Genomic DNA, 14,734 nt, shown 5'->3' with positions numbered 1-14,734 from the left:
ATTACAATATTTCTTATTTATGGATTTTTTCGTATACAAAAACTCCAATCACCCATAACTCTTAATGGATAATTGGAGCTCTATAAAATCTATTATTATATATATAAACTTCCTTAAACATATTTCATGTTACTTTCCATATAACTTTAGCAACTTTCTTCCTTCCTGAATAATATCTTCCTTTAAACTATCAGGCTTTATTACCTCTACAGCCGCTCCCATACCAAGAATCCATTTCTTTATAGATTCCTTCCCACTCATTGTTGCTTGAAAACGAATACTACCATCCGATTTATATTCTATAATTTGATTTTCTCCCCAAATTGATTCTGGCACGGACACAGAAAACGGTGGATGTATAAGTAATTCCAACTCTAGTGGTTCATTCATAATACCGAACCTGGGGAACTCTTTTCGAATATCAAATTCTCCAGGGATTGTGTATGTATCATAAATAATTCGAATATCTTTCATTCGGGACAATTTGAACATACGTGTGTCTTTTCTACGATCACACATGGCAATGCAATAGAAAAACTCATTGTAATGTACAAATCCATATGGAGCAATGACACGTTCAGATCGTTCACCCGATCGTTTTTCATACTGAATTTTCACTTTGCATCTTGCTCCAAAGGCTTCTTGTAACTGTATATATTTTCGATTTTCATCCGAAAACTCATAATTTGGTCTGGATCTTTGTACAAAATAAATATGACGATCTCGATCTTTCTCCAATTTTCGTAATGCTTTTAGCTTATCCAACGCTACTTGTGCATCACCTGAATAAATAGCATTCCCTTTAGATAGTAATTGTTCAATCGCAAATGTTAAAGCACGCAATTCTTTATGAGACAAGTTTTTTATTGGGAATAAGGATGTATTAGAAATATAGTATCCCCCTCCACGTCCTCTTTCACTTTCAACAAAGATACCTGCTTTTTCAAGTTCATCCCGATAGATACGAATCATGCGCTCCTTAACTTCAAGCTCCTCTGCAAGTTCGCTAATTTTCATTTTTCCCCGTCCATGAAGAAGCTCTATCATACGAAGAGTATTGCTTAACTTACTCATAATTCTTCCAATTTTTTTCTCGGTATTACAATAATTTGAGTGATTCCACTTGTAAACTCTGCTATACGAATACTTCTTGGTGAACCATCTGGTAAAAAGATTTGAATTGTTTGAGCTCTCATTTTATTTATCTTCCCTTCCACTTACACTCTTTTACAACCTGATTATTTTGTATAACATATATGAATACATCAAACGGTAATTCTTCTAAATCTTGTTGGTGGTTGATTGATAAAACAAAGTTTTCAACCACTGTTAAAATAATACACCGCATATTTCCATTTTCATCTTCACTCATAAAATCTACTAACGATAGATTAGAATATGCCTTAACATTCTTACGTTGATTATGTTCCTCATACTCACTAATCAATTCTGTATAATCACTTGATATAAGTCGAGAAATATTCTTTGCATCCGGTACTAAAGTTACTTGCATCACTTTATACGGAGGCATAACGTTTACATTTCTCTCTCTTTCTACTTCTTCAAGACGACTTTTACGACGGTCTTCAATATCGAGTAGCTGTGCTTTCATCTGATTAATCAATGCTGAATTACGATTATCTATATTTTCATTGCGATATTTCTCCAACTTATCCATCGTATTTTGATATTGCGAATCAAACGCACGACGTAAAAATTGTATTTTTTTATTCAGCTGTGTTTCGTTCCTTATGACGAACTCTTCTCGCTTTTGCATCACATGATCCATTGCCTGCATAAGTAAATGAGTTCCTTCTTCTTCCTTTTGAATCGCTGCATCAAATGATGAACCATATAACCAATATGAATCTAATTCTATTACATCTCCATTTTCTCGCTTTGCAAAATATACAATATCTTTATGCAATTCTCTTCCGGTTCCATCTGTTAGCCTAATTTCATATCCTTCAACTTCAAGCTTCTCTTGAATTGAAATTGGGATTTCATAAGTAACAACTGTTACTCCCTCCATTTCCTCTTTCATAAGCTTGATTGCTAAAGAAAACAACGGATTATCGTTTTGAATTAACGAAACCGTTTCATCTATATACTCTTCCTTGCTTGTAAAACGATAAGACTCCTCTTTTCCTTCCAACGGGATACGATGCTTTCTCGCAAATTCACGAATTGATTTCGGGATTCTATCAATCCGGTACATTTGATCATTTTGCGAGGGATATACTCTAACCCTATAATCACTTAATGTACTAGCCGTAAAATCTGCGTACACTCTCGTCGGAACCTTTTGGATGGCTATTTCCTGTTGTTCACGTTGCATACCAGGTAGATCAATACTATCCATTGCAAGCCGCTCTTCTTGAGCAATCTTTAATAACTCCTCATATTCCTCCGATAAAACTTGATTCACATCTCTTTTTATATCTTCTAACTGTTCTCGGTTCAAAACTGCATGTTGCATAAGTGTAGGCAAATCTATCATCCGATCTTCGAGACGATCTCCTATAAAATCATAAACAAGATCTTGTCCTAAATCATTTTTCATTTTGTCCATTTTTACTAAAAGAGTATGTAACACATCCCCTTCACGTGTATTACCTGCTACTAAATTAAAAACAAACACTTCATTCTTTTGACCGATACGATGTATACGTCCCATACGTTGTTCTAACTTGTTTGGATTCCATGGAATATCATAGTTCACCATTTGATTGCAGAACTGTAAGTTAATTGATTCTCCACCAGCATCCGTGGCAAGCATTATTGGATAGTCATCCCGGAAAAATTCCACCTGTCTTCTTCTTTCATCCATAGAATACTTCCCAATAATTTTAGCAATACGTAATCCATGTGCGCTAAGACGTTTTTCTAAATAATGCAGTGTATCTGTTGATTCCGTAAAAATAAGAATTTTTTCTCCTTTTTGCAAAAGGCCATCCGTTCCAAACAACGTATTTTCAAGCTCTATGTATTTACGTTCAACACAATTTTGGCGAATACCACTCGAATAATGAATAAGGCGTTCTAATTCTGTAATCTCTACTTCCAGCTCTCTCGGATCAATCGTATCTATACTTTCTTCACTGCTTTTCTCTAATAGTTCTTGCTCTTCAAATGTCGCTTCTTCATAATCCTCTACAGATATCTCTTCAAGATCAACATGTTTTTTCTCCATCTCTTCTAACAATGTTACCAATCGTTGATGGCGACGTACTAATGATAAATGCACGGCTTCTATAGAAGAACTTAACCTTCTTTGTAATAGCATCATTGCAAAAGCAGTACTGTTATTCCCTCGATTCATAGCGCGATTAAAATGCACCTTTACATATTCTGTCACAGCCTCATATAGTTCTAATTCTCTATCTGACAAATCATATTTAATTGTTTTTGTTGTACGCTTTGGAAATAGAGGGGTTCCGTCAAATTGTTTCAAACTTTCTTTTAAGCGCCGAATAATAAACGGGTTCGTTTTATCACGTAACGTTTCTTTAATCCCAATAGAAGAAAAAATATCAGGATCAATCAGCTTCATTAAATGGCGAAAGTTTTCTACATCTCCTTTATGAGGAGTAGCAGTCAACAACAAAGCATGCTCACTATTCCTAAGAATCCCTTCTCCCAATTGATATATCTTTGTACGCTTCGTTTTTTTATTCTTATTACCCGTTGTATAAGCCGCCATCTTATGAGCTTCATCTACAATAACTAAATCAAAGTCAGCTTCCATTACAAGACTTTTAATATCATCTCTTGATGCCCAGTAAAGAGAAGTTAGTATACAGTTCTGTTCAACAAATGGGTTTCTACCGTTGTATTCTTTTAAAGTATGACGTGTCACAATCGTAAATTCTTCTCCGAACTTTTCATGTAGTTCTTGCTGCCACTGCTTCAATACTAATGGAGGAACAAGAATTAAAATCCGATCCGCACTTCTTCTTGCTTTCAATTCACGAATGAGCATACCTGCCATAATTGTTTTCCCAGCTCCCGGGTCATCCGCAAGTAGAAAACGGACAGTTGGCACTTGCAACATTCTCCCATAGACTGCTTCAATTTGATGTGGAAGTGGTAGAATATTTTTGTTTCCTAATGCACGAGACTTAGAAAATTTCCGATCAATCAAAAGTTCTCGATATAACATATAACGCTGTAATTGTTTTGGCGATAACAAAGTTTTCCCGGCTAAATCATTCAACTTTTCAATTGATTGCAACTGTTCCGGGAGCATAATTACTTGATAGTACTGATTACTATCTTTTCCATATGCCTCAACACGATAAAAACTTCCTTGTATATCTTCACATTTCTTTATTTCTACTATTTCAGGCCATAACGATCCTTTGACAATATCGCCCACTTCTAACATAAGACTCCTCCTACCAATAACATTTCTATATTTCATTATAGCAAAAAGAAAAGGCCTCCCAATATTAGAAATAATCGGAAGGCCTTCAACCTATTAAATACTATATAATTTTAGTTCAAACTCTTCTTCTTTATATACTTCTGTCGTACGTCCCGAAACATCCTCTAAACGCAGTACACAAACATCACCTGTTTTATAACGATCTTCAAGCAGATGGAATACAGCATCTGTTTGACGCTCTACTACTTCTCCCTTAGAATCAAACACGATTGTTAATTCATTTGAAATCCGTTCATTATTACGATAAAATGCTGCACGCAATGTTCGTGGATATAACTCATTTGATACTTTTTCTTCTTGGAAAAATGGTACTATAAATTGATAACTTGTAATGACCTTTTGAATAGAAGTAACTCGAACGTCTACAAGTTCTTTCTCTGCCTTACGTGCTTTTCCTTTTAACTGACGATATTCAATTAAAGGCACAATACTTTCTTGTGGCATTGCTCCCCCGTGAACAAAACGTAGTCCACCACCAGCAGTAAAGCGATTTAATCCTTTTGCAATAACCGCTTCTTGTTCTAGCCCTAAATAGTTTAAAGAAATCCTTACTGTTCCTTCAGATGCTATTAAATCTCTCCCAATAGCAAATCGACGATTACTATCGAAAACATCACCTTTTATACTTTCTGTTTTCTGATGTTTTTCTACTTGTGAAGATTGATATAAGAACCCATGATCACTTGTAATAAAGATACGTCCGGCTTCATACGTACCAGTCAACTTTCGAACAGCAATCTTTACACGCTCCATCGTATTTTCAACAGCCTCATACGTATAACCTTCTGTTTTACCCGAATCACCAATCGCATCGATATTATCATGATATAAATAGACAACACGTTTTCCTTTTATAAATCCTAAACCGTCTTCCTTACTTAACCCAATGAACTCTTCCATTTTTAATGCAACAGAATCTGGTTCACGTGATTGTAAAATCTTATTTCGATTTTGTAACCCTTTTGTAGAAATTCCATCTACATATACAGTACCATCACTTGCAATATCAGATATCTTTCCAGGTAACAACGCAGCCATTCCGAGTTGTGTATACGTCGGCAGTGTTGCTTGCATAGGAATTAACCTTACTTCTGTATTCAATCGCTGACTAAAACTATTTGTTAACTCTTGTCCAATCTCGTAGCGAAGTGCATCAGAAATGATCACAAAAATACGCTCTCTAGAACCTTCCACAAGCGGACGAATCATATAACGATAAAAGTTTTTCTGCTGCATTACATCAGTAATTGGCCAGTTCTCTTTTAATTTAGCCTCTACTATCTCATCTGTATAACGACCTAACTCTACTAAATATCGATTCTCATACCAAAACGTTAATCGCTCCAATAACTCACTATATTCATCTAAATTAGGCTCATTTGCATAATGTACTTGAAAATGACGATACACTTGATCGATATTATAATATTTCCCTGTATAAACCGTAACCCATTCCTCTTCATTCCTCGGAATGTCATTACGCTCAAATACATCTTTCCACTCATACAAACGGAGTGCCTTTTCTAATAGTCCATACTCCTTATGAAAACGAGTCTTATACCAATAACTCTTACTTCGCTCAGTTAAAATACTCTTCCACTCTGTTATCACTATCGTTTCATTTAGAAGGAGCTCATGTAAAACATCAAGAATTTTACGCTCTACTACTGCAAACGTATCGCATCTAAGAAAAGCCTGATAAGTGTACTGTTCCACTGTTTGTGCTACATTCCACTTTTGTTCTAATATGTCTAAAATTCCTTCTAGTACATTTCTTTCTTCAGACTTTAACCAATCCTCAACAAACACTTTACATATATTCGGAACTATTGACTCATACTTAAATTCTAATAACTTCTCATCTAAGTATGCAGCATAATGTTGGAACACGATTGTCTCTATAATTTGAGCTAGACGATTATCGTCTTGTTTAGAAATTCCAAAATACTCTTCTACGAACGTATAAAATACTTCTGTATGCAAATACTTAGCAACTTGCTCAAGCATTTCATTTGTATCAGATAAACTTCCACCAGCTACAACACTTTTTAAAATATCTTGTGGTGTAATACTTTTAGCATTACATAACACAGCCAACATCGTTTGCTTTACTTGCTCAACTGTCGACTTATTAGGAAGTAATTTTTGAAACTTCGCCACACGTTGCTTATTATCAAAGAACTTCGTATGTTCTTCTAAAAATGGTCGGATAGTAAGATGATCTAAACGTAATTCCTTCATACGAATTGCAACCTCATCTGCTTGAAACTCACCGTAACTTCCACTATATAATAAAATATCTAATAAAAAATTCTCCCGATCCTCTGGTTTTGGAAATGGAGCATAAATTAAATACGAATTATCCGTATCCTCTTTCTCCAATAAAACCTTTGTACGGAAAGCATTATGTTCGTTTAAATAATGCAATTGAATATTTTCCCGTTTGAGTGCTGCTTCTATTTCTGTCACATCACGCCCTTCACTTTGTGCATCATACCAAAACACCAGTGAACGATTCGTACTATTATTTTCTTCCTGTTGTTGATGAAACAGTCGAAGTAACTCTTCTATGATATTCATCAGTCACCAACTCTCACTAAACTTATTGTCCAACTCTTAGAATAAGAAAGAATAGGACGATTGTAAACTACTCAAATAAAAAAATGGATAGAGGGCATGCTCTATCCATTTTTTTATTATTTAATCTTCGCAAGCACGCTTTCAATCTTCTTGTAGTTTACAACTACTCCATCATCTAAATCAAGTGCAATACGTTGATTTGCAAGTTCTGCCATCTTCTTATCGAAGTCGATAAGCTCATCTTGCTGTGCTTTAATTGTCGTTAACTGCTTATTATATCGCTTCTTCATCACAGCTGTTAAATCTGGATTTACAAGATCTTGATCTAAACGTTTTTGTTCTTGACCTAACTTCTCTTGTAAATTTTGCACATAAGAGAAGCGCATTGTCGCTAATGTTTCTGGTGTATAACGGTGTAAGTAGAATAATGCACGGAAACCTTTCTTCTTACCTGAATCCGCCATCCAGTAAATTGGACGTTTTTGATAGATCTTGCAATGGTCACTATAAAATTCATCAAAGAAATAACGACGAAGACGCTCAACAGGCGTTTCATTATTTTTCATTGTAAGTGACTCAGCTAACCAACGAAGGTTCTCTGCAAGAGTATCTTGTCCAAAAATAATAATCAATAATTCTTGTAAACGCGTTACAACATCATCTTCAAAATACTCTGTATCTGTTAATGGAAGGATGCCATCGGAATCGGGTTGGAATGTTTTATACTTACTAGCATCCCATTCTCCTCCAGCATATGCTAAACCTTCTGCATCTAGTGAATAGCGTCCCATCATAAGGCCGATACAGTAGGATAAGAAGGATTTTGTATCACGGACACGGTCAGCTCGGCGAATATTTACCTCTTTATCTAATACCTCCGGTTCCACTTCTCCCTGTACCCCATATAACTCAATAAAAATTCGATTTAACTTTTCCTCGTTTTGTTGCAAGCGAATAAAATTCTCATTTGCGAAATGTTCCCATTTATCATAACTCTGCTCTAGTTTTTTTGATTTAATAGCACTATTTATAAATGGATGCATACCAAAATCCCAAGATGTTTCAAAAGAGTCCCAATCAAGCTTAGATAAGTCTATATTATTTCTAACTATACTTCGAATCATTTTCTTCTTAAAATCAGGAATATCAATAATTTTTGGACATCTTTTAATATCCCCTATTTGATAAGAAACTGTCGGATTTATAAAACTCAAGATATAATTAAATACTGATGAATTTAATTCTGCCAATAAAACTTCATTGTCTACATCATCAATGATTGAAGGGCTAGTGTCATCAAAGTATACATCCTCATCATTTAATCTGAATGATATTTTCCCAATAGTGACGCGTGACCAACAAATATGAGCAGTTCCGAAATATTTTGCAGCACCCATCCCGCTATTACCAGAATTTTTCAATTCTTCACCTCTATTAAACCATTTCACCACATAAGAAAGGTTACCATACCACCTTCTAAAAGCTCCACCTTTGGCATACTTATTCCAATTTCCTACCTCAACATCTTTATAACTTACTTCAGACCATAATCTTAAAAAATAGTCGTTATTACCAGTAAATATCCCTTTTGTCACAGCTTCTACACTTTCACCCAGCGCTGGAAATTTTGATATAGCTGCTATAACCTTCGGGGATATCCAATAAGCAATTGGACATCCAGGTATAGATTTAAATTCATTACTATTTACCGTAAATCTAAAGTCTACTTTTTCTTGTACCGCCTGTTTTACCTTTAATGGTTGTAACTCTGCTCCTCTAAACTCCTCTAATCTTATATATTCACCGATTGTAGTCTCCATTTGATTATGAATTACAAAAGTACATACGGGTACATGCGCAATATCATAACAAGCATGATACTCTGGTTGTATTAAGGACGATATAGTATACTTATCAACAATAAATGTCCTTAGAGTTTCATATGAAGATATGAACATCCAAGTAAATGGAGTCATTAAACCGGCAAACCCATTTTGCACTGTTAATTGTGAACAACGATAAATAAAGCCTGAATATAAATCGGTCTTATAGTCCTTGTAATACTTGTTTATGAATTTTTTTAATATCGGATTATATTTGTTATGGTATGGCGGATTAGTTATTACTACTTCATATCCTAAAGAAAGAAAATATGCTTGCCACAATAAAGGTAATACCTGTTCTTTAAGTTCAATAATATATGCTTCTTCTAAAAGATCCACGGTCTCTAAATCATAAGACTCAATACCTTGAATACAATTCCAATAAAATGAGGCATCTTTATTAGGTACTATAAGCGATCCACATTGTTTAGCATTTACAAATTGCTCTTGCAAAGAGGAAATCCAATTAATATCTCCTACTGTTTCTTCTAAATAGACCAGTGCCTCTTCAGAAACATCTTCACTATCTATAAACTCACGAATATTTAAATTGAGGTTGTTAGCTTTTCTTAAAAAACGACGATATTTCTCCTGACCCTTCATCATTAATGCAAAGCTTGCCATTTGTACTGCACGTTTATCAATATCAAGACCATATAGATTCTTTTCAATAATTAATCTTGGAATATCACGTTCCGAGTAACCTGCTTCTAAATACATATCGTAGAGTAAATCAAAGGCATACACTAAAATATGCCCTGATCCACATGCAGGATCAATTACCTTTATCTCTTCCAAGGCTGCAACATCTGGAATTGGTAATTTCTCAGAAGATTTTAGATAGTATTCCCACTCTTTTGCAAGGTTGTTTTCTGGCTTCCACTCATCGTACAGTTTCCCTAAAGAGTTTTGCACCATATATTGTACAATCCATTTTGGTGTAAATAACTGAGTAACAATAGGTAAATCTTCTTTTTTTACAGCATTATTTTTAAGTCCACCAACCTGTTCCTTTTTCTCCGACATATAATATTGATATAGCCATCCAATAACCTCAACTTCTTGGAAATTTACTTCTTCTAACTCATTCACCAATCTATTAATTAATGAGTCTGCATGCAGTAAAGACTCGGGTAACAACAGTTCTGTATAATCTGCAACTTTTTCAAATAGGAAGCCCATCATTCCATTTAGCTCATTGCACTGTGCTACTAACAACTTTCGAAATGCCTCTTCACGATTTCCCTGTGCTAATAAAGAAGCTACTTCTTCTTTATTTACTGGTAACTCTGTATATTGATACTCTGTTAAAATATCTGGATCAACCTTCCCTTTTATTTCACTAGAAAGCACACGGACTTTTGACGGAAGATAGTTATGTACCTCCATATAACGAATAGCGATAAAGCGGTTAAACCATGTATATGCTACTTCTTCAATTACATTATCGTGGCCTTTTGTTTCAACTTCTTTTAACAATTTTTGAATACTGCTTTTATAAGTAGCTGGATATTTCTTTCCGTTTATTTCTACATAGTCCGCGCCTGTTACAAGCACAGGAGAGCCTTCGGAATTGATCCCAAAGGCTTGTGCTCGTAATGCGATTTGTTCACGAAGTTCGTTGCGGGCATATATTGCAAATTCTTTTAGTGCTCTTTTATTCATCGCATTTGTTCTCCTTTATTTTTTAATCTGTACTGTTTTCCCTTGATTTAATTCCTTATTCACTGCATCTTCAAGTTTTTTCAACCACTGTTTTAAAGCTTGACTGTTTTCTATCTCTACTTGACCATCTGGTATTGCATCTGCCATTAATTGCGAGGCGCTCATTTCTACAGTTTTAATTTGATCCGTACCGCCTGGGACATATTGGACATCTTGGTCATCTACATAATCTTTATATAGTTCATTGACCCTGCCTTCCAAACGACGATAGTCATTATTCGCCATTTGTGTATAAGTATAAACACGTGAAATACTTTCAAGATTTTGCATTTGTTCAATGCGTTTCTGTAATTCATCCACCTTCTCTTGGACCACTTCTTTAATGGAAGATATATTTTCATATCGTGTTTGTAGATTCTCCATATCACGACGAATTGCTTCCATTTGCACTAATTGTGTACCAAGTTCAAATTTTACAAAATCAGAAAGACCTTGCTTCAATTGATCATTCAAAATTGGCAGATTTGGAATCTGCTTGAATGGATTATCATTCGTTAAAATATTTATAATGCTGTTCTTCACTTTCTGTACTTCTGCATCATGCTGTGCTATATCTAAATCATCACGGCGTTCTTTTAATACACGTACACTTTCATCAAAATGACGTTTTGCATTACCGTTATAGAATGAGTTTAAATGCTGCACATCTTCTAACCATTCTTCTAGATCCTCATCAAGCTCAATAAATTCTTCAACAAAGTTTTCTTGTTTTGCAATAGCCAATAAATCTACAATACTATTTTTAATTTTCGAAAGTGCAATTCCACCTGGATATGGATATTGTTGGTCTTCAAGTTGCTTCGTACGTTGCATATTCTCAATTGGCTCTACAAAATGTTTTTGAATTTGAATACGAATACTTTTCGTAACTTCATCGTAAGTTTCACCAATATCATAGAAGTTAAACAATTCTCGCATTGTTTCTACAACTTCTTTACGCACACGCGGTGGTATACCGATTTGCGCCTCAATAACAACTTTTTCTCTTTCAGAAGCCTTTGTAATTCGAGCGATAAACTGTGAGTTTGTTCTATCAAGGCTTTCATTTAAGTACATCAGCTTAATTTTTTTATTATAGAGCGCCGCTGCGACCATACCAGCGATATCATTTTCGCTCCATCCATATGGTACATCTTTAAATTTCTCTACTAACACTTTCATAGTAACAATTTGTCTACCACGACTTTCTTCTAAGAACCGAACAATCGTATCATAAGCTAAGTGGTTTTCAAATGTTCCATCTAATCTTGCCGGTAAACCTTTTGTTGCCCAATCAAGAATGATGTCATTTGCACTTTTTACAGGTACTGGTTCATCAATATAACCTAAATAGCTATACGTATTTCGCACTAAAATCTCAAATGCGCTTTGTAATTGATTTTCTAATGTACCCTTAAATTCATAGTCTTGGCCTTGAATAAAATATTTTGCATTTGTTGCTGCTTCAGCTAATGCTTCTGTTGCTTTCTTCTCAAATTGACCAATTTGCGCACGTTTTTCATCTAATATTTGTTTTTGTTTTTCCGTTAAACTTGTTGAACTCTTTTTATTAGTAAATGCCTGTATTTTTTGTGCATATTGCATTGGTTCAAAGAATTTTTCAGCATAATGATCTGGAATGTACATAATCATTGTTCCAGAATGTGCATCTGCACGTGATTGTTCTTCTGATATATCACCTGTATATACTTGCAGTGTTAGCGCATTTGTCTTCCCGCCACGATTATATGTATCAAATGCTTTATTAAATTCAAAATCATGTGTTTTCTGATAACGATATGATTTTACCTTCACAATATCTTCATAGAACACTTTACCTAATGCATCGACAACATTTGCTTCATTTAAATTCTCACTTTGAATTTCACGGTTAATTTCTTGCTCATCATCACTTAAGAAAACAAATGTACGATCTGCATTTTCTGCAATTAGCATTTTTTGACGAAGACGGTATAGTGATTGTTTTACGTCTTTTTCTAATTCATTTTTAATGCAATCTACACTATCTACAAGCAAAGTCGTAACATTTTCAACAGTTGCTTTTACTTCATCAATACCTTTAATCATGAATAATACTTTCAGTACTTCTATATCAAATTCAGTAATGCTATCACGCTTGCCAGCTTCAATAATCGTAGCTGAAACAGACGTGCTTAAGAAACGTTTTACTGTTTCGTAAAACTGTGAGAATCGTGCTAATTGGTTTGTATCTTCATCTTTCAACTGAATCGCAACTTCTTGGAAAGCATTCAATAAAGAACGTTCCCCTTGTGATAAATGTGCACCAGCTTCTCCTTGTCGGCGAACTTTATTAAATACACGTTGTAATAATTCTACTTGATATGGAACAAATGGATAAATAGATGCATATTCATCTGCTTCTTTAAATCCATTTTGTAGTACTGATTTATCTTTCTCGAACGTCAATGTGTTATTTAAACTTTGGCCAACTTGATCGAAATCAATTTGTAGGCGATCTGTTGTCGCTGGCTTCTTTTCTAAAAGACGACGTTTAATAACCTCATCTGTATTAGAGCTTGTAAGATGAATTTTTGTTGCAAAACGGCCTTGGATTTTCGAAAATTGCTCTGTCCCTTTAATTTTTGTTACTGCATCGATTTGTTCTTGTGATGTAACAATAACCCAAACTTTACCGTGACAATGATTTCCTAAATCTTCTGTTACCGTTTGAAGGTTTAGCATTAAATTAGTATCGTCACCGATATACTGACCAATTTCATCGACTAAGAATGTAAGACGATATTCCTCACCTTGATTTTTCACGTGTTTAGCAACCAACTTAGCGAAGTCTTCCGAACTCATCTCGAAATTTTTGTTAGAAGCGGATAAGACAGATTCAGCTGTATCCGTTGTGTATCCTAATTGATTTAATGCCTCAACAAACGTTTTTTTCTTAAATAGTAAACGTGCACGGCTATCTACCCATTTCGTACCGTCTATCTCTTCAAAACGCTCAACAAACTGATTATAAATTCCCTCTTCTGCAAGTTGTCTTTCTAAATTAGCAATCCATGGTGTAGAAGAGTAACCTAAATATTCATTAAACACTTTAAAAAACACATCTACTATCGTTGCTTTTTCTTTTTTCCCACCTGCTGATTTCGAATCTACATTGAATAATATCGCTTGGCTCTTATAGTTTGCAGATTGTTGAAGGATATCTAATAACTCCTGATCATCAGTCTTATTCACAAAAAAGTCTACAGCTCGTTTGCCATATACTGTTTCATTGTTTAATAAATAAGATAAGATTTTTAAGAAGTGAGATTTACCTGATCCAAAGAAACCAGAAATCCATACACCCATTTTTGTTGTTTGATTTTCAAAGCTATATGCATAATTTTTGAAGAAGTACGCCATATTCTCGCTAATTTCTTTTGTCATTACGTACTCATCTAATTCATCTTGAATAACACCTTCATCTCGCTGCCCAGCCTGAACAACACCATTAATTTCACGATCAATATCTTTTTTAAATAATTCTTTAATTGTAAAAGAGTCTTGCAACATACTTGTTTCTCCCCTTATCTTCTATATCGAAAATGCACGATAATATCCGTTTGATTCAAAACGGTTAAATAAGCTTAACCCTTGTCCCGTATACTCTCCTGGGTAAAAGATGATAATTGGTGTATTTGTTACTCGTGCATGTAGTTGGTTTAAAAGTTCATGTGTACTTACAAGTTGAAATACACTGCCCACACCTGTAACAAGGACAATTTGTGCATCAATAGCCTCTTCCCCAATACGTTCTACCAATTGTTCTTCTTCTAACGTTGGAAGGATTGCTTCGAATAATTCTTCGGTTCCTTGCTCTTCTTCAAATTGCTTTAATCCCTCTATACCACCAATGTCTTCAAACAAGTCAATGATCATGTCAAATAAATTTAAGACTTTTACATTTACTTGCATTTTATCCGCAAAATATTCCACTGAATTTCTAACCATCAATTCATATTCAGGATTATAGTCAAACACAAAATAAGGGACTTCATTTCCGAGTCCACGCATCTTCAAAAAATCCTCTTTTTGAATTTCTTCAAAAAAACGATCCAATTTCTTTTGAATTTCTTCCATT

Annotated in this window: 7 protein-coding genes; all 7 read right to left on the bottom strand. The window is 34.6% G+C overall.

The window, feature by feature from the left end; translation table 11 throughout:
* Nucleotides 1–129: 129 nt before the first annotated feature.
* Nucleotides 130–1,074, bottom strand: a complete 945-nt coding sequence (locus tag JDS82_RS26215) for a helix-turn-helix transcriptional regulator (RefSeq protein ID WP_098147714.1) — start codon at nucleotides 1,072–1,074, stop codon at nucleotides 130–132.
* Nucleotides 1,071–1,196 (bottom strand): hypothetical protein, encoded by a 126-nt coding sequence (locus tag JDS82_RS30100; protein ID WP_255290333.1) that lies wholly within the window; start codon nucleotides 1,194–1,196, stop codon nucleotides 1,071–1,073. Before JDS82_RS30100 ends, JDS82_RS26215 begins: the two co-directional genes overlap by 4 nt.
* A 5-nt stretch (nucleotides 1,197–1,201) precedes the next feature.
* A complete protein-coding gene (locus tag JDS82_RS26205; protein ID WP_098878443.1) occupies nucleotides 1,202–4,387 on the bottom strand; it encodes a DEAD/DEAH box helicase in 3,186 nt (1,061 codons plus the stop codon).
* A gap of 93 nt (nucleotides 4,388–4,480) precedes the next feature.
* On the bottom strand, nucleotides 4,481–7,027 hold the full coding sequence (gene pglZ, locus JDS82_RS26200; RefSeq protein ID WP_199714162.1) for a BREX-1 system phosphatase PglZ type A: 2,547 nt from the start codon (nucleotides 7,025–7,027) through the stop codon (nucleotides 4,481–4,483).
* A gap of 116 nt (nucleotides 7,028–7,143) precedes the next feature.
* Nucleotides 7,144–10,575: a BREX-1 system adenine-specific DNA-methyltransferase PglX gene (gene pglX / locus JDS82_RS26195; protein WP_098878445.1), complete on the bottom strand. Its 3,432-nt coding sequence runs from the start codon at nucleotides 10,573–10,575 to the stop codon at nucleotides 7,144–7,146.
* A gap of 15 nt (nucleotides 10,576–10,590) precedes the next feature.
* Complete coding sequence (gene brxC / locus JDS82_RS26190) at nucleotides 10,591–14,166, bottom strand: BREX system P-loop protein BrxC (protein WP_199714161.1); 3,576 nt, start codon at nucleotides 14,164–14,166, stop codon at nucleotides 10,591–10,593.
* Nucleotides 14,167–14,187: 21 nt separating this feature from the next.
* Nucleotides 14,188–14,733 (bottom strand): DUF1788 domain-containing protein, encoded by a 546-nt coding sequence (locus tag JDS82_RS26185; protein ID WP_240368498.1) that lies wholly within the window; start codon nucleotides 14,731–14,733, stop codon nucleotides 14,188–14,190.
* Nucleotide 14,734: the final 1 nt, after the last annotated feature.

It is taken from the genome of Bacillus cereus group sp. N14 (assembly GCF_016483555.1).
Lineage (GTDB): Bacteria > Bacillota > Bacilli > Bacillales > Bacillaceae_G > Bacillus_A > Bacillus_A wiedmannii.
This window is presented reverse-complemented; position numbering and strand designations above follow the sequence as displayed.